We start from the raw sequence: 17214 nt of genomic DNA on the forward strand, positions 1-17214 counted from the left end.
TGACGAGACAATATCGGGCCGCACCACCACTTTGACAGACGTCATCAACCTATAAGCAATCCGCGTTCGTCCCGCGCCCGCATCTTTTCTATCGCGTCATGCAACGCATCGACGGGATCACAGACCATGGCACAATCACGCAAGATCAAGCTCGGCTTCATTCTCCACGGCGTCGGCCGCACCTGGAACGATTGGCGCCACCCGGACAAGGACGTCAACGCCAGCACCAGCTTCGCTTTCTACACCCGCCAGGCGCAACTGGCGGAGAAGGGCAAGTTCGACTTCCTGTTCGTGGCCGACAGCCTGTCGATCACCGAGAAATCGAGCCCGCATTATCTCAACCGGGTCGAGCCGATCACGATCCTGTCGGCGCTCGCGGCGGTCACCTCGAAGATCGGACTCGTCGCGACCCTGACGGTCAGTTACTCGGAGCCGTTCAACGTCGCGCGCCAGTTCGCGTCGCTCGATCATATCAGCGGCGGTCGCGCAGGCTGGAACGTGGTGACGTCGTGGCTCGGCGACACCGCCGCCAATTTCTCGAAGACCGAGCATCCGCCGCACAATGTGCGCTACCGCATCGCCGCCGAATATCTCGATGTCGTGCAGGGGCTGTGGGACAGTTGGGAAGAGGACGCGCATGTCGCCGACAAGGCGAGCGGCACCTTCGTCGATCCGGCGAAGCTCCACCGGCTCGATCACAAGGGCGAGTTCTTCCAGGTGCGCGGGCCGCTCAACATCAAGCGCGCGCCGCAGGGCCAGCCGGTGATCTTCCAGGCGGGCGCGTCCGACGACGGGCGCAATTTCGCGGCGAGGCGCGCCGAGGTGATCTTTACCCACGGCCCGACGATCGAGGAAACCGCGGCGTATTACAGCGACGTCAAGGAGCGCGCGAAAGGCTTCGGTCGCGATCCCGATCAGCTCTACATCCTGCCCGGCATCGCCCCGATCGTCGGCGATACCGACGAGGACGCCGAGGCGCGCTATCGCGAACTGGCCGATCTGGAATCGCTCGAGACCGGCTTCGGCTTCCTCTCGCGCACCTTCAACGATCATGATTTCCACCAATATGATCTCGATGCGCCCTTCCCCGACGTCGCGCATATCGGGCTCAACAGCCAGCAGAGCGGAACCTTGCGGATCCTGAGCCAGGTCCGCGCCGAGAATCTGACGTTGCGTCAGGTGGTACAGCGCCTCGCCACCCCGCGCGGCACCTTCGTCGGTTCGCCCGAAACGGTGGCGAACGAACTGCAGAACTGGTTCGAGAACAGGGCGGCCGACGGCTTCGTCGTGTTCGAGCCGCTGCCGGGCCAGCTCGATCTGTTCGTCGAGAAGGTCATCCCGATCCTACAGGCGCGCGGGCTGTTCCGCGAAGAGTATGAGGGCGATACGTTCCGCGAGAATATCGGTCTGCCGGTGCCGGACAATCGCTATACTGCCGCGCGTGACTCGCAGGAAGCCGCCTGAGGGATACGCACAGGGGGCCGGACGTGCTGACTTTCTATTTCGCGCCGCGATCGAGTTCGATGGCGGCGCATATCGCGCTGCATGAAACCGGCGCTCCGTTCGAGCCGCGCCCTTTGTCGCTGCTGCGCGACGACAACCATCAAGCGGCCTATCTGGACGTCAATCCCGAGGGCAAGGTGCCGGCCTTGCTGATCGACGGGCGGTTGCTGACCGAGGTGGCCGGCATCCTCTTCTACCTCGCCCGACGCTTTCCCGAGGCGCACCTGATCCCGGAGGATCCCGAGGGCGCCGCGCAGGTGGTCTCCTGGATGTCTTTCCTGGCATCGAGCGCACACCCCGCATGGCGGACGGCAGGCGAGGACGCACGCGCGGTCTACACCCTCGCCGAGGCCCGGATCGGGGCGGACGGCTGGGCGGTGGGCCATCGCCTGTCGATCGCGGACATCCACCTCTTCCGCCTGTTCTGGCGCTTTCATGCGGCGGTCGAGCTGCAGCGGAGCGAATTTCCCAAGCTGTTCGCGCATCATGATCGCATGCTGGCGCGACCGGCGGTGCAGAGGGTGATCGCGATCGAGGCGGCGTTGGCCTGAAGGCCCGGGCTACGCCTTATAAGCGACGCTGAACAATCGCGCAGAATTGCTCGTTGGTCTTGTCTCGCCGGCCGCGCCAAAGGCCTGCGCCATCGATTATTCCGTATGGCGGCAAAACACGACATGGCATGGATCCGCGCTGTTCGCGCACGGCTTTCCGCATCCCGGCACTGGGCGGCACGCACCTTCCTGCGACCGGGCTCGGTGACGCTCTACCATCGCCCCGCCGGCTGGGGCGATGGTGAGGATGCCGTGCGGTAATCCGATGCACGACAGATGAGCCCGCCGGGCGAAACGGCGGGCTCCAGGCGACCATGCAAGAGCAAGTGCGGGCCGATCAGAGATCGGCGTAGAGCCTTTCGTCGGCGATCAGGATACGCTCGAGCAGCCGCGGATAATCGCCATAATTACGCACGGCATAATGAACCGCCGCGCGATTGTCCCAGAAGGCGACCGAGCCGGGGCGCCACGCGAAGCGCACCTGGAATTCAAGGCGCTTGTACTGGCGCAGCACTTCACGCGCGATCGCATCGCTCTCGGCCAGTTCCAGCCCGAGGAATTGGGGGCGGAGCGAGAAATTGACCCAGAGGATCTTCTTGCCGGTTTCGCGATGCGTGCGCACCGCGGGATGCGCCACGATCGGATATTCATGGCCGAGCGCGTTGATCGACGCCTGGAAATCATGGACGACGTGGAGCGTCTCGAGCTTCGCCTTCAGTTCGTCCGACAGGCCTTCATAAGCGAGGTTGGCATCGACCCAGACCGTGTCCCCGCCGACCGGCGGCAGATCGACCGCGCGCAGCACCGCGCCCCACGCCGGTACCAGCCGCCAGCTGGTATCGGTGTGGAAATAATCGCCGTCCTTGATGAAATCGGGCTGCTTGGCGCGCGGACAATTCTTGTTCTCGACGGCCGAGATCTTGTGGATCGGGACGATATTGCTGTCGCTGGTCGCGCTCGGATAATCGTAGAGCGGCCCGAACTGGCGCGCGAAATCGGCATGGCCCTGCTTGTCGAGCACCTGATCGCGAAAGAAGACGACCTTGTACTGCAGGATGGCCGCCTTGATCGCGTCGCGCTGGCCGAGCGTCAGCGGCTTGCTGATGTCGACACCATGGATTTCGGCGCCGATCGTCGGCTGTAGCGGCACGATTTCAAGTCCGTTCACCGAAACCAATAGTTCATTCGAAGCCGGAGCCGTTGCCATGACGCATTCCTTTCTCGATCAATCGGGGTTCTCCCAAGGACATTGCGCCGGCTTGATTGCCCTGTCTGTCGAGACTTTGGCATATCGACTGCGTATTTTCTTATAAGCTGAACGGCCCGCGACGATCGCAACGCGGCCGCGCGCCCGTCGAGCCGATCCGCCACAAGCAAAGCTTATAAGCGCGCGAGAAAAATCAATCGCGGTGGCCGGATGGTGCAGAGCCCCTGCCCGCCTACATCATCGAGCGCGACCTTGGGATGTCGTCCCGCCAGTACAGGAGCAGCAGCTTGAGCAACCTACCCTATCGTTCCGCGCTGATCGTCGGCACCGGGCCGGGCATCAGCGCATCGTTGGTCCGCCAGTTGAGCGACGCCGGCCTCAAGGTCGCAGCATCGGCGCGCAACATCGACAAGCTCGACGATCTCGCGACCGAAACCGGCGCGGCTCTGTTCAGCGCGGATGCGACCGACCCCGCTTCGGTCGAGCGGCTGTTCGCCGAGGCCGAGGCGCGGATCGGCCTGCCCGAGGTAGTCGTCTACAATGCCAGCGGCCGGGCGCGCGGCGCGATCGCCGATCTCGATCCGGAGGAGGTGCGGCGCGCGATCGAGGTTTCGGCCTATGGCGGCTTCCTGGTCGTGCAGCAGGCGGCCAGGCGGTTGCTCCCGCTCGGCAAGGGCGCGATCCTGCTCACCGGTGCCACGGCCAGCGTCAAGGGGTTCGCGCAATCGTCCGCCTTCGCGATCGGCAAGTTCGGCCTGCGCGGGCTCGCCCAAAGCGCCGCACGCGAGCTTTCGCCCAAGGGCATCCATGTCGCGCATTTCGTGATCGACGGCGGCGTGCGCAGCGCCACCCGTCCCGATCCCGCCGATCGGCCCGACAGCACGCTCGATCCCGACGCGATCGCGCAAAGCTATCTTGCGGTGCTGGCCCAGCCGCGCAGCGCGTGGAGTTGGGAGGTCGAGTTGCGCCCGTGGGTGGAAAGCTTTTGACGCAAGCAGGCCGCCGCTGCGCAATTCACGTCGGCGGCTGGCGCAGCGTGACGCCTGCCATATGGAAACCGGAGGCTCTCGCCGACTGACTGGCGCAGTGGACCTGGGCCGGCACGGGAAATCTCGCGCCGGCCCCGATATCCTTTACCAGTTCAGGCCAGCACGCACATACAGGTAGCGCCCGTTGAACCCGAACGGCGAATAGAACGGATAGGCCGTCACGCCGGTCGTGTTCAGATAGGTCGGCGACTGCTTGGGATAGGTATCGAACAGGTTGCTCGCCCCGATCGCCAGCTGCAGCGGCGTCGTCTTCGGCTGATAGCGCAGCTCCAGGTCGGCGATCGCCTTCTTGCCGGTCTGCAGATCGTTGCTCATCGCCACGCCGTTGACCAGGACGGTCGCGGTCGTGCCCGGCTGGGTGACGTTGCCATAATAGGTCACCCGCGCGGTCGCGCCGAACAGGCGGGACGACCAGTCGATCGTCCCCGTCACCTTCTCGCCCGGCGTGCCGTCTTCCAGCGTCAGGATGCGGCTGCGCGCGAACAGGGTCGGCACCGGATTGAGCGCGGCGAGCGAATTGGGCACGCGCGTCACGTCGATCTTGTTGACGTTGCCTGCGACGGTGAAATCGAACGTCCCGGCATTGGCGCTGCGTAGGCGATAATGCGCGACCGCGTCGATGCCCTTGGTGGTCGATGCCAGACCGTTGATGAAGAAGCGCGCCGCCGAGACATTGTAGGGCGCGAGCAAAGCCGCGACCTGCGGACTGAACGACCCCTGGATATTCTCCGACAGGCCGATCTGGTTGCGGATGTGGATACGATAGGCATCGATCGTCAGATCGAAGCCACCCGCTCGTATAACCGTACCCGCCGAAAGATTGGTCGATTTCTCCGGCTCGAGCGCCTTGCCGCCCAGCGCCTGGGCGACCGGGCTGACCGACGGATAGGTGCCGGTCAGGATCGGCGAACCGTTCTGGATGACCGAGGCGACGCTCGTGAAATATTGCTGCTGGAGCGACGGCGCGCGGAAGCCGGTCGAGGCGCTGCCGCGCAGCGCGAACCAGGGGGTGAAGTCATAGCGGGCCGAGACCTTGCCGTTCCCGGTCTTGCCGAAATCGGAATAATCCTCGCCACGCCCGGCCACGCCGACCAGCAGCTTGCTGGTGACCTGCGCCTCCAGATCGAGATAGACACTGCCATTCTCGCGATGCTTCGAAATCTCGTTCAGAGGCGAGAAGCCGCCGAATCCCTGCGCGCCCGGCTGCTGGTTGGGCAATGCCGTACCGTAGCCATAGGACGCAGGCTCGCCCTGCGTGATCTTGAAGCCCTCGCGCCGCCCCTCGACGCCGAACGCGACGTTGAGCGACTGGAACACATCGAACTTGCGCGACACGTCGATCCCGCCGACCAGCTGGTCGTAGATCAAAGCGCCGTCGTAGAAGTTCGTCTGCGTGCTGTTGCCGAACGTGTAGTTCGCCGAATTCCGGGTGCGGAAATCGATCTTGTTGCGGCCGTAACTGACATTGGCATCGACCGACCAGCCGGCCACGTCGCCCTTCACCCCGATCGCCGAATTGATGTCGCGCGACTTGGTGTTGATGAGCGGCAGAAAGCCGTTCGGATAGACGCCCGAGACGGACGCCGCGGCCGACGGGATGCGCGGAAACGCTGCCGAGGTGGAATTGCGATCCTGATAGCCGAACCAGCCATAGAGCTTGAGATTGTCGGTGATCGACGTGCCGGCAGTCGCCCAGACGCTATACTGCTTCACGTCCGGATCGCCGAAGCGCGAGTCCACCACGCTGGGCGTGATACGCGGATCATAATCGCCGCGGCTGGTCGGCAGGCGGCGCTGATATTCGCCCGACAGCGTCAGATAGCCGTCATTACCGAAGCCGATCCCCTGCCACGCCGACGCGTTGATCGTATGCTCGCCCGAGGAACTGCGGCTGCCGCGCGCGGTATCGATATTCGTGTCGTAGAAGCCGTAGGTGACGCTGGCGCCGCCGCCCGAGCGCGCCTCGCGCAGCCGCAGGTTGATCACGCCGGCGATCGCATCCGAACCATATTGCGCCGATGCGCCGTCACGCAGCACCTCGATCGTGTCGAGCGCCACCGTCGGGATCGTATTGAGATCGACCGCCGCCGCGCCGCGCCCGACCGAACCGTTGATGTTGAGCAAGGCGGCGGTGTGGCCGCGCACGCCGTTGATCAGGACGAGCGTCTGGTCGGGCGAAAGGCCGCGCAGGGTGGCGGGACGGATCGCGTCGGTGCCGTCGACCGCCGAGGCGCGCGGGAAATCGATCGAGGGAGCGACCGCGGAAAGCGCGGCGCCAAGCTCGGTCGAGCCCTGCTGGCGCAGGGTCGCGCCGCTCAGCACATCGACCGGCGCTGCGGTGTCGAGGCGCGAGCGGCCGACCGTGCGGGTGCCGGTGACGACGATCTCGGTGCCGGCATCCTCGGCCGCCTGAGGCGTGGCCGACGCGGCTTGCGCAAAAGCGATCTGCGCGTGTGCGAACGCAAGCGTCGAGCCGGCAAGTGCCAGCGTGGTACGACGGATATTCATCATGGGTCCCTTCTGCATTCTGTCGGGAAGGCGAAGCCGATCGCGTGGGACGATTGCGACCCGAAGCCATTCCCGTTGGCTGTAACGCCGCGCCGCAGATGCGCTTTCCGCAACTGCGAACCACCCCCGCAAAAACTTGTCGGGCCTAAAGACCTTCAATCCCTTGAATCGGGCCATCTATTTTCTAGCCTAAGGAGAAGGACGTTCGACGGAGCGCCTGCGGCACGCCCATGGACGGTTCAGGCGGAGGCTGAAGCGGTTGCCGCGAGGTCATCGACCCCGCTGCCTGTGGCACAATCGCTACACCCGATCGGCAAGCAACCGTTCTGGTTCGCTCGAGCCGCACGATCAGAATTTGAACCGCAGGGTGGCGCCATAGAAACGCGGATCGCCGAGCGAGCCGGCATAGCTGTAGGTGGTGGCGGAATCGACCGACGTGTTGGTGTAATAGACCTTGTTGGCGAGGTTGCGGCCCCAGACTTTCAGATCCCATTTCCCGTCGGCATCGCGGATCCCGAAATAGCCGTTGAGCAGGCCGTAGGCGGGGATCAGCCCGTAGGGATCGGTGTTGAGCGTCCCGTAAGCGCTGCTGCGATGGCTGTAATCGCCGCCGAAATAGGCCTTGGCCTGGAAGCCGAGCAGGGTGCCGACGGCGAATTCATATTCGGCGGAGAGATTATAGACGAATTTGGACACGCCGGTCAGCCGCCGCCCGGACAGATCGCACACCCCGCCATTCGCCACGGTCGTCTGCAGATAGGGGCATTGGCCGTTCACATAGGAGCGGAACGTGCCGTCGTCATAGGTGGCGCCCGCCCCGAGCGACAGGCCCGGCAGCGGCGTCGCGCGCAGATCCGCCTCGATGCCCTGCGTGCGCACCTTGCCGGCATTGGTGATATATTGGCGGAGCACGAACCCCGCCGATGTCGGCACCAGAACGCTCTGATTGGCCTGGTAGCCGCTGTCGTCCGAGCGGAACAGCGCCAGGTTGAAGGTCACGCGATTGCGGAACAGATCGGTCTTGAGACCGATCTCATAGGCGTTGACGATCTCGGGCGCGAAGGTCTGCGGTGCCGGGCCGTTGGCGAGTTGCACCGGGGTGACGAGGTTGATGCCCGCCGATTTGAACCCGCGTGAATAGCCGGCATAGGCGTTGATGCCCGGCGCGAGCTTGTAGAGCGCGTTGATCGTACCCGAGACGCGGCCGCCTTTGGCCGACACGTCGTAGGAGGCGGTCGGGGCGAAAGTGGCGCGACGCGATGCGATCGCGGCCAGTTGCGCCGCGGTGAGGCTGGCGAAGACCGGATCGGTCAGCGGCACGCCGCCCGAGGGCAGGGATTCGTAATGCCCCTCGCGCTTCTCGTAGGTGTAGCGCGCACCCGCGGTCAGCGCGAGCCGATCGGTGACATGCCAGGTGGCATTGGCGAAACCCGAATAGCTCTTGGTGAAGGCGAGCTGTAGCCCGGTCTGCGAGAAATCGGCGAGCGCCGCCGAGGGATAAGCCGGCCCGAGGATATATTTGGCGGCGTCCGCGCCATAGGTGTTGTAGGGAATCTCGCGGTTGCGCTGCCAGAAATAATAGAGGCCGGCGGTATATTCGATCCGCTGCCCGCTCGGCGAGGCGAGACGCACCTCCTCGCTCCATTGGCGTTGGTAGGTCGGCAGGTTGCTGCGGGTATTGACCGCGGCACCCAGCCCGTCGCCGTCGAGCGACGGGTTCCAGTTCCAGAAGCGCCACCCCGTGATCGAGGTGAGCGTATGTCCGCCGAGCAGCTTCTTATCGAGTTGGAGCGACACGCCGCCCGTATTCATATTGACCGTATAAGGCGTGTTGAGATCGACCGTGCGTGCGCCCGGATCGATCGGCAGCGGGACATAGCCCGCATCGGCCGCGCGATCGTAGAAATCGCGGGTCGTGCCCACGCTGCCGTCGTTGCGCAGCTTGGGCAGGATGCCGCGCTTGACCTGGAAACCCTGATATTGGTGCTGGCGGTTGAAATCGCCGATCAGCCGCGCGGTGAAACTCTCGTCGGTGTTGCGGTAGTCGAGCTCGCCGCGCACCGCCTCGTTATGATAATCCTGCCAGTCATCCTTGAAGGTGGTGTTGTAGATCGTTCCGTCGCGATCGCTCTTGATGCCGGCGATCCGGATCGCGAAGCCGCTGTTGCCGATCGGGGTGGAGGCGGCCAGCTTGATCTGGCTGAAATTGTAATTGCCGTAACTGAGTTCGCCCTCCGCCTCGGGCGTGTAGGAGGCCTTGTTGGTGTTCACCTCGATCACGCCGGCGACGCTGTTCTTGCCGAACAATGTGCCTTGCGGCCCGCGCAGCACATTGACGCTGGCGACGTCGAACACATCGAACACCGCGATCGACGGCCGCGCATTGTAGACGCCGTTGACATAGACGCCGACGCCGGGCTCGATCCCGCTGTTCACGGTGCCAGCGGTGGTGCCGAGGCCGCGGATCTGGATCGTGACGTTACGCGGGTTGAAGCCCAATATCTGCAGGCTCGGCACCTGCTGCTGGATCTGGCGGATCGAGAAACTGCCCGACGCATTCAAGTCGCGCGCAGTGACTGCGGTGACCGCGATCGGCACATCCTGCAGCTTTTCGATACGATGGCGCGCCGTCACGGTGATCTCCTCGACCCCGGCGGCATCGGCCGGGGCTGCGGCTGCGGGTTCGGGCGAGGGTTGCGGATCGGCCGCCCGGGCCGAGCTGATGGCCGTCGCGCTGAGACCGGCGAGCAAGGCGAACTTCAGGGCCAGAAAATGGCTCGAACGAGAAATCATGGAAACACCCCTTTTGAATGGAGTCCATTCTGGAGACGTTATCCACCATCACAATTCAGTATTTCTATAGGCGCAGGTAGCGCGGCAAAATGCCGGAATTCATAGATGTATTAGAATTTTCAAATTCTCCTGCCGGACGTAGGGATTTCTATATTATAAATTCTCATGTCCACATTTTGAATTCAATGGAGAGCCGGTGTCGACACCCCCCTGCCCTACGCCTGAAGCGCGCCTTCGTTCGATCATCGCGAACGGCAGGACACTTGGCACCGTCCTCGATCGCCGGGCGGAAATAGACCTGGTCTATTTCGATGCGGCCGATCTGTCGGAAGCCGGCGAAGCGGCGCAGGCGAACCGCATCCGTGCGCTGTTTCCCGATCTGCCGCTATGGATCGACGTCAAGAACGATATTGACCTGGCCTGTGGATGTAGAACGGCTCCGGCTGGGAGGGTTCTGACCAGCGCAATCCTCGTGCTGGATGCCTACGCGATCCGACCAAAGCCAAGGCGAAAGCGGTCGATCAGGACGGGAGCCGGCGTGGCGGACGATGGCCGTCCCGACGCCGGCAGTCGCATGGTCCGAAACAGGTCATATGCCGGATGGTTCGGCAGCCGCGCCCGATCGCCTCAGAGCATCTCGAGCCGGGTGCGCGATCGCGGCGCCGGAAACAGCCGCTCCAGGGCCACCCGGTCGTCTTCGTCGAGGATGATGTCGGCACTCCCCCTGTTCTCCTCGACATGGTTTCGCGACGCCGCCTTCGGAATGGCAATGACACCCGGTTGGTCGAGAAGCCAGGCAAGCGCGAGCTGCGCCGGGCTGCAGCCCTTCCTCTCGGCCAACGATTTCAGGCCAGGATGCCGGACAAGACGCCCCTGCTCGACCGGGCTGTAGGCCATGATCGGAATCGAGCGTTTGCGCAGCCAGGGGATGAGATCGAACTCGGGACTGCGTCGGGTCAGATTGTAGAGTATCTGATCGGTCGCGCAGGACATGCCGCCCGCGGCGGCAAGTTCCTCCATGTCGTCGGTATCCAGATTGCTCACGCCCCATCGCAGGATCTTCCCTGCCGCGACGAGGCGCTCCATCGCCTCGACCGTTTCGGCAAGCGGGACGTTTCCCCGCCAGTGCAGGAGGTAGAGGTCGAGACGATCGGTCCCGAGCCTGGACAGGCTGGCATCGCAGGCCCGCGGGAGCAGGCCACGGGACGCATTGTGCGGATAGGCCTTGCTGACGAGGAAGACGTCGTCCCGACGCCCCCTGACAGCCTCACCCACGACCTGCTCGGAGCCGCCGTCCGCATACATCTCCGCCGTGTCGACAAGCGTCATGCCGAGGTCGATGCCGTATTGGAGGGCAAACACCTCGCCGGCTCGCTTCCGCGGGTCTTCGCCCATCATCCACGTGCCCTGGCCGAGCATGGGAACGGCGGTGCCATCCGGGAAGCCGACGCTCCGCATCAGGATGCGACGAGCGAGCGAAGCGTTTCAGTGATGGTCTCACGCAGCGCCGGCGCGCGGGTTACCTCGAGCATCGCGGCAAGGCTGCTCTTCGCACCGGCGACATCGTGGTCGATCAGTTCGAGCCTGGCCCGTTGCCACCACGCGTGGGCAGCATCGGGCGCGACTTCGGTGATCCGACGATAGAGTTCGAGCGCGCGCCCGCCCCTTCCCGCCCCCTCGGCCCGGGTCGCTTGATTGAGCAGCAGCCTGACGAGGATCGCCCGGTTGGGCATCGCCGCGACCTGGACGACGTTCGAGCCGGGCCCGACGGACGCCGATACCAGGGCGACGAGTTGCTCGTGCCCGACGAGCACGCCACCGCGAAACGGATCCACGATCACCGCGTCGTCGGCCTCGCCGATCAGGACGAGCACATGCCCGGGCACGTCCAGCGCGTTCGCCGTCCAGCCGACCCGGCGCGCCGCCGCCACATAGAGGATGGAGAGGCTGACGGGCAGGCCGCGGCGGCGGTCGATCACCCGGATCATGTCGGCATTGGCGGGTGCGTCGTAGGCGTCCCGATCGCCCTCGAAGCCGAACTCCCCGGCGATCACGAGCGACAGTGCGTCGGCGCGTTCGTGAGGGGTGTTCGCTTCGGCCCCGACATCCCGCAGCCGCACAGCCATCTCGGCGAGCAGCGCATGATAGGGATCCAGATCGGTTTCGGGATTGTCGGGCAGCGCCAGCGACAGGGCTGCCTCGTCGAGCATGATGGCCTCGTCGTCGACAAGGCCGAGGCGGATGAGATCGTCGTCCATGCCCGGAATATGGGTGCTCCGGGCGATATCGCAAATGTCTGGAGCTGGAAAGCGGTGGCCGCTTGCCGCACCGTCCGCACCGCGTTCGGGCAAACCGGCGTCTTGGCCGCCTTGGATGTGTTCGTCTGAACTGGAACTTGTTGGGAAAGCGCTACACAGAGGCTGCCGCCCACCCTAAAACAGCCGATTTAAGAGCTTTGGTTCGCTTGCCTTCAGCCGCTCCAGCATATTGTTAACGTAAAACATATCCGGAGCGGCGTTCACCGGAAGCACCACCACCGCGTAATCGGGCCGATCCTTATTTAAGGCAAACGTAACCAGCCCGACCCCGTGAATGCTGCAAAGCGATTTCAGCCAATTCATATCATCGCTGCTCGTCGAGTTTGGCACGACGATGTAGCTTTTGTGAGAAAATAGCCGATAGGCGACAGCTTGCCCAAATGCGACTACCGGCTGACTTGGTACCGCCTTGATTTCCGCCGTAACGATCTGCGGCTCGAATTTAAAGATGTCCTGTGCTCGGGGTTTAAGCACGCCAATTACGTCGGGCGTCCCCCATTTTCCTCCCAAACTCGCGCCACCTAGCGCAGACGCGACGGTAGCCTCGTCATTCTCCTCTAGCCAATCGGCAAAGCTGCCATAGAAATCCTGTTCAGTGAGGCTTTCCAAACCGGGCGTCTCTGCCACCACCGGCGCGGCGGCGGCTTGCACCTCTTGGGCGTTGGCCAACGCATCATCGTCCGCCACATATTGGGCCAATTGATAGGTGCCACGCGCAACCTTAACAATGTCAGTTGAAACAATAAAAAGGTTTTGCAGTGCGCCATGGATGCTGTTTTGCGGAGTATCTGGATCATCGGCATGAATGCGTCTAAGAATTTCCCCCCAGCGAATGCCTCCCTTTTCAGCCTCCAGAAGCGATCGCGCCTTTGCCTGAATTTGTTGTCGATTCAATTTCATCTCGTCCCTCAATCTAAATCGTGCATTTTACCAGACGCATGACGAGAAGATAAGCAGGCTTATATATTTGGTTGTGCGTTTCGTTCGGTGTAATAGAACCATGAAAGAGCGCGTTGCGGAGGCCGTAAAGGACGTCGATCAATGCGGAAAAATTCTTTGCAGCGTCGTCGATGAAATTAACATCCCCATAAGTAAGAAATTTGGGATCGCCATGCTCGGCCAAGACGTTCATTACCAATCGTGGCGCTACCGCTTCGAAGAGTGACAGGAGGACGGCGCGCTGCTCATCTTTCAAAGCCCTGAAGGAAATATCATCTTCAAGCGCACGTCGATCATGACCGTTGAGAGTCAGCGCGAACGGTGCCACGGTCTTGGACGCAGATATCTGAATATGCACCTCGCCCTTAGCGGGATAATCGCGGCGACACCGAAAATCACGCCGCCACTTGTTTTGCTGCTCGTCCCTTTTCGTGTTGGCGCCAATATCAACCGTTTCAAAACAAATGCGGCCCTTTCGGCTCTCGATTATGCACTCCTGTAAACGGCGGTTCAGCTCGCCGATGTTGAGCCGGAACTCCTGCGCTTCGGCGCCATCATCCTGCCATCCCCCCGTCGTGTCGCGGGCAACACGGAGGTTCCTGGACAACATGGGCAGCGCCTTGTTCCTGACAACGTTAGCATCGGCCTTAATCCTATCCAGCAACTCTCGATCGCTTAAATCGCCAAACGTGTCCGTCAGCCAAGCATTGAATGGAATCCACGCCTTGATGAACTGACTGAACCAGTCAACCTCCGCGGCGTCGCGCCAGCGCTTCAGGTTATCGCCAAGCCCCGGCATCAAGAGTTGCCCACGCCATTGAGATATGCCAGCGCCGCGGCCTCGCTGTCCTCTACGGCGATTTCGACTGCGCGTTTGGTTGCATCAAGCAAGCGGCGCGCTTTGTCTCGAGCTGCAAAGCTCGTTTGAACGATCGAAGTCACTTCGATAGATACGCCGGCAACGGCATCGGGGATCGGGATCGAAAGCAAATCGCTCTCGCTGAAGCGTGGGTGCTGAGAGCCATCCTGACACCATTTTAGAATGGTCTGAACGGGCATGGAACGCAAGAACACCATCAGGGTCTCCGGGGATATGTCAGCCCCATTGGGTCGGAGGACGATGAATTCGGACGAGCCTACCGATGGAATCTTATCACCCGTCCGCACGACGGCAATTTCCTTTAGATACGAACGTAGACGTGACACCGCCACGTCGCCGTCGCGCAGCAGCTTCTTCATGCTGCCTATGTCAGCGGCGAAGCTGGGTTTCTTTTCTGCATCGAGCAGCGGCAACAGGGCATCAGTTACATCATAGTTCCGAACACGCATCGTGGCCGGGGCGCGGTCCGGCACCCATTGCTCGCGAACGCTAGTAAACCGCTCGACCATCGGTTTACCCGGCAAGGTAGCCAAGGCCTGCATCACTCGCTTCTTGGCCGGCATAAAATACTGAGCATCGAGCCGCCCAGCAACGAAGGCATCGCTGGCCTTGGCTGAGTAGGCGAGTGGCTCCGGGGGTGCCCAATCGGCTAAGCCAAGTGCGACCACGAGTATGTCCTCGGCTCGCGCAGCAGCTTCACTCGAAGTGCGGCGCATTTCGTATGCGCGCTCCACTGCCCGAACGACCCCTTTTTGGATCGCCTCCCCTAAAGCCGGAACTGGTATTTTCCGGACCTTGTCGAGCGGTAACCCCTGCTGGACCATACCCGATGCATGTCGAGTAATGTAATCTTGACCAAATTTACCGTTCAGATAAGCTAAAACAAAGCTTGGTTCCAAGCCTTCCCGGGTATCAATCGCGATACGCGCGACGTCCTGATCGAGATTTGCAGGCAAGACCTCCTCCGTCACTATGGCACAATTCCCAACTGTTCCACGCGTCGACAGAATCAAATCTTCTACCTCCAGGGAAGATCGCCGATTAGCGTCATCGACCCACTTAGCGATTGTATCCGCCCCAGAGCGGTCCGCAAACCAGTTGGACGCACAACTTGCGGTCAACATGGCGATTGCCGACGTTTCGTCAACGACATGGTATCCGTGAGGTCCATCGGTGACGAATGCAATTTCGCCGATTTTTTTTAACGGCAAACGATGTAGTGCCTGATCTTCGGCCAGATATCGTTTGTAGAAGAATTGCGCATCGAATCGAAGATCTCGTTCCAATTGGCTGCTTGGGACTATTGCGATTTCCAGCCCCTCCAACAGACCGTTTAACCGGTCCTCGTCGAAGGGGCCTACCGAAAAAAAGGCAGCCCCTCCCTCCGAGCGAACTCGTGGAAGGCTTCGGCGATGCCGTCCTTGGTCAAACCCTCATGGTTAAATAGATCGTGCTCGACGACGAAATGGCCATGGCGGTCGCGCAGGAACGTGCCGTCTGGCCTCTTTCGGTATACCTTTCGACCTGAATTATCGACGCTCTCAATCTGCTGGGTGGCGAAGAAGATATTGTAATCATTCTGGCGAGCGCAGAGCGGCCCGGCGGATGCGATATCGTTCCATTTCTGGACGAACAGCACACTTGTCTTGGTTCCGGTATGCGGCTTGAACGTATTGGGGTGGAGACCAACCACTGCAAGAATGCGGCAGCGCTCCATAATGAACTCGCGCAGCCGTTGGTCAGATGGATTATTGAACCGTCCCTGCGGCAGCACAACTGCCATGCGGCCGCCGGGGCGCAGGAAATCGATATTCCGTTCGATGAACAGCAAATCGCGCGCGACCGCCTTGTCGAGCTTGCCATCTTTTTTATGTGCCACTTCGTAGGGGCTCAACATGTCCGACTGCTTAATGTCCCCGGCAAAAGGCGGGTTGGCCATCAGGACATCGAAATTGAACTGGCGGTATTCCCCCGGCCTCTTGACTGCGCGCAGGCGCTTAAGGCCATTCCAGCCGTTGCTGTAGGTTTCCGACCATTCCGGCTGGCTGGCCGTCTCGTCCCACTTCGTCCAGTCAAGTGTATTGAGGTGCAGCACATTGGTTTCGCCATCACCAGCGATCAGATTAAGGCAGCGCGAAACGCGAACGCTCTTTTCATCAAAATCCACTGCAAATACATTGCGCCGGACATATTCGATGGCCCGCGGTTCCTTTGTTTCCATCGTAAAGAGGTCGCCTTCGGGCTTGCCTAACTCGCGATAGATCTGCTTCCAGACGTGGAACATGCTATGCACGGTGAACCCTGCCGACCCGCAGGCCGTATCAATCACGGTTTCGTGCTCTTGCGGATTAATCATCCGCACGCACATGTCGATTACCCAACGCGGCGTGAAATACTGGCCTTTTTCGCCTTTGGATGATTTCGAAACGAGATATTCAAAGGCGTCATCAACGACGTCAAGGTTTGAATTAAATAGTTTCCATTCTTCCAAGGAGCCAACACAGACTTGTAGATGATCGGGAGACAGACGGATACGCTCGTCGTCAAGGAATACGCCCGGCCATTTTTCCTTTGCTTCATCAAACAGTGCCTGAATCGCGGATTTAAGCTGCGCCGACGTGTTATGATTCCGGAACCGCAAATTGCGATGCATCTGATAGGACGTCATCTCGTCAAACAGTTTTGTGAAGATCAGCTTAAAGACCTCCTCGAAGACATCGACACCGGCGTTGGCCAACACTTCGTCTTCCATATCCTGGATGAGATCGCGGAGTGACCGGGCAAATTTGCCCTCCTTCGCTCGTTCATTCTCTAGATCTATCAGGGTCTGCACGGTCCAAGGTTGATCGACCACCTGCTCGATCGTTTGATCCGCGCGCGGGAGTTCGTGGATCGGCATGAAGTAATTCGGATTCTTGCGGTGCCAAACCTCGGCTAACAGCCCGTCGCTCCACACCGCCAGCGGCGCACCGGTTGCATGGCAATATGACCGTAGCTGCTCCTTGCCGTCTTTGTACTTTTCCTGCTTCACTTCGATGATGATGTAGGGGACGGTTGGACGGTCCGCGTCAAACACTACAATATCAGCGCGCTTCGAGGTGTCTCGGCCAAAGGTGATCGGATATTCGAGTGCGATGCGTGCTGGACTGTAACCAAATTTGCTGATCAAGCGGGCCAGCCAGAGTTGGCGTACACGCTCCTCCCTTTTTAGCTGAACCTCCTTATTGCGAACAAGGCAGGTCGTGTATGACGTTGTTTTCCCGCGATTTTCACGCTGAGAGCAGCGCGCCTCGAGCGCTTTGACCTCCGCTTCTGAAAAAAGGGCAAAATCATTGAATTCGTCAACAATCACTTCAAAACTCCCGCGCCTGACCGGCGATAATTCGAGCATTACGTTCGATTTGGCTGATCCGTGGCGCGCCGCCCGGCCGCCATGCTCAGCGGACGTCTAGCCAAAGAGCGATCA

The 17214-nt window shown here is 61.4% G+C and carries 13 protein-coding genes; 4 read left to right on the forward strand and 9 right to left on the reverse strand.

Annotated elements, in window-relative coordinates; all coding sequences use genetic code 11:
- Positions 1 to 126: 126 nt before the first annotated feature.
- The 3 genes from AB4Z44_RS09210 to AB4Z44_RS09220 all read left to right on the forward strand — a co-directional run bounded on the left by AB4Z44_RS09210 (position 127) and on the right by AB4Z44_RS09220 (position 2315).
- On the forward strand, positions 127 to 1464 hold the full coding sequence (locus AB4Z44_RS09210) for an LLM class flavin-dependent oxidoreductase (protein ID WP_404713742.1): 1338 nt from the start codon (positions 127 to 129) through the stop codon (positions 1462 to 1464).
- A 23-nt stretch (positions 1465 to 1487) separates the two neighbouring features.
- A complete protein-coding gene (locus tag AB4Z44_RS09215) occupies positions 1488 to 2054 on the forward strand; it encodes a glutathione S-transferase family protein (protein WP_404713743.1) in 567 nt (188 codons plus the stop codon).
- Positions 2055 to 2177: 123 nt separating this feature from the next.
- On the forward strand, positions 2178 to 2315 hold the full coding sequence (locus AB4Z44_RS09220; RefSeq protein WP_404713744.1) for a hypothetical protein: 138 nt from the start codon (positions 2178 to 2180) through the stop codon (positions 2313 to 2315).
- Between the two features lie 76 nt (positions 2316 to 2391).
- Here the strand turns inward: AB4Z44_RS09220 and AB4Z44_RS09225 are convergent, their stop codons facing one another.
- Positions 2392 to 3261 carry a TauD/TfdA dioxygenase family protein gene (locus tag AB4Z44_RS09225; protein ID WP_404713745.1) on the reverse strand — a complete coding sequence of 290 codons (870 nt, stop codon included), beginning with the start codon at positions 3259 to 3261 and terminating at the stop codon, positions 2392 to 2394.
- A gap of 287 nt (positions 3262 to 3548) precedes the next feature.
- Between AB4Z44_RS09225 and AB4Z44_RS09230 the strand changes: the two genes are divergently transcribed.
- A complete protein-coding gene (locus AB4Z44_RS09230; protein WP_404713746.1) occupies positions 3549 to 4250 on the forward strand; it encodes an SDR family NAD(P)-dependent oxidoreductase in 702 nt (233 codons plus the stop codon).
- A gap of 144 nt (positions 4251 to 4394) precedes the next feature.
- Here AB4Z44_RS09230 and AB4Z44_RS09235 read toward each other — a convergent pair whose 3' ends face one another.
- The 8 genes from AB4Z44_RS09235 to AB4Z44_RS09270 all read right to left on the reverse strand — a co-directional run bounded on the left by AB4Z44_RS09235 (position 4395) and on the right by AB4Z44_RS09270 (position 17139).
- Positions 4395 to 6818 carry a TonB-dependent receptor plug domain-containing protein gene (locus AB4Z44_RS09235; RefSeq protein ID WP_404714201.1) on the reverse strand — a complete coding sequence of 808 codons (2424 nt, stop codon included), beginning with the start codon at positions 6816 to 6818 and terminating at the stop codon, positions 4395 to 4397.
- 348 nt (positions 6819 to 7166) lie between these two features.
- Positions 7167 to 9611, reverse strand: a complete 2445-nt coding sequence (locus tag AB4Z44_RS09240; RefSeq protein ID WP_404713747.1) for a TonB-dependent receptor — start codon at positions 9609 to 9611, stop codon at positions 7167 to 7169.
- Between the two features lie 627 nt (positions 9612 to 10238).
- Positions 10239 to 11069, reverse strand: a complete 831-nt coding sequence (locus tag AB4Z44_RS09245) for an aldo/keto reductase (RefSeq protein ID WP_404713748.1) — start codon at positions 11067 to 11069, stop codon at positions 10239 to 10241.
- Entirely contained in the window at positions 11069 to 11869 is an 801-nt protein-coding gene (locus tag AB4Z44_RS09250) for a SirB1 family protein (protein ID WP_404713749.1), read from the reverse strand. Before AB4Z44_RS09250 ends, AB4Z44_RS09245 begins: the two co-directional genes overlap by 1 nt.
- A gap of 174 nt (positions 11870 to 12043) precedes the next feature.
- Complete coding sequence (locus tag AB4Z44_RS09255; protein ID WP_404713750.1) at positions 12044 to 12829, reverse strand: hypothetical protein; 786 nt, start codon at positions 12827 to 12829, stop codon at positions 12044 to 12046.
- 13 nt (positions 12830 to 12842) lie between these two features.
- Positions 12843 to 13667: a hypothetical protein gene (locus AB4Z44_RS09260; protein ID WP_404713751.1), complete on the reverse strand. Its 825-nt coding sequence runs from the start codon at positions 13665 to 13667 to the stop codon at positions 12843 to 12845.
- Entirely contained in the window at positions 13667 to 15073 is a 1407-nt protein-coding gene (locus AB4Z44_RS09265; protein ID WP_404713752.1) for a hypothetical protein, read from the reverse strand. Before AB4Z44_RS09265 ends, AB4Z44_RS09260 begins: the two co-directional genes overlap by 1 nt.
- A 32-nt stretch (positions 15074 to 15105) precedes the next feature.
- Positions 15106 to 17139 (reverse strand): N-6 DNA methylase, encoded by a 2034-nt coding sequence (locus AB4Z44_RS09270; protein ID WP_404713753.1) that lies wholly within the window; start codon positions 17137 to 17139, stop codon positions 15106 to 15108.
- Between the last annotated feature and the right edge of the window lie 75 nt (positions 17140 to 17214).

Origin of the sequence: Sphingomonas sp. MMS24-J13 (assembly GCF_044905095.1) — a bacterium.
Taxonomy (GTDB): domain Bacteria; phylum Pseudomonadota; class Alphaproteobacteria; order Sphingomonadales; family Sphingomonadaceae; genus Sphingomonas_I.

Excerpts from the sequence above, each read along its gene's own strand:
- AB4Z44_RS09210 (WP_404713742.1), top strand. The coding sequence starts at position 127 with ATGGCACAATCACGCAAGATCAAGCTCGGCTTCATTCTCCACGGCGTC.
- AB4Z44_RS09220 (WP_404713744.1), top strand. The coding sequence starts at position 2,178 with ATGGCATGGATCCGCGCTGTTCGCGCACGGCTTTCCGCATCCCGGCAC.
- AB4Z44_RS09225 (WP_404713745.1), bottom strand. The coding sequence starts at position 3,261 with ATGGCAACGGCTCCGGCTTCGAATGAACTATTGGTTTCGGTGAACGGA.
- AB4Z44_RS09235 (WP_404714201.1), bottom strand. The coding sequence starts at position 6,818 with ATGAATATCCGTCGTACCACGCTGGCACTTGCCGGCTCGACGCTTGCG.
- AB4Z44_RS09240 (WP_404713747.1), bottom strand. The coding sequence starts at position 9,611 with ATGATTTCTCGTTCGAGCCATTTTCTGGCCCTGAAGTTCGCCTTGCTC.
- AB4Z44_RS09245 (WP_404713748.1), bottom strand. The coding sequence starts at position 11,069 with ATGCGGAGCGTCGGCTTCCCGGATGGCACCGCCGTTCCCATGCTCGGC.
- AB4Z44_RS09250 (WP_404713749.1), bottom strand. The coding sequence starts at position 11,869 with ATGGACGACGATCTCATCCGCCTCGGCCTTGTCGACGACGAGGCCATC.
- AB4Z44_RS09255 (WP_404713750.1), bottom strand. The coding sequence starts at position 12,829 with ATGAAATTGAATCGACAACAAATTCAGGCAAAGGCGCGATCGCTTCTG.
- AB4Z44_RS09260 (WP_404713751.1), bottom strand. The coding sequence starts at position 13,667 with ATGCCGGGGCTTGGCGATAACCTGAAGCGCTGGCGCGACGCCGCGGAG.
- AB4Z44_RS09270 (WP_404713753.1), bottom strand. The coding sequence starts at position 17,139 with ATGCTCGAATTATCGCCGGTCAGGCGCGGGAGTTTTGAAGTGATTGTT.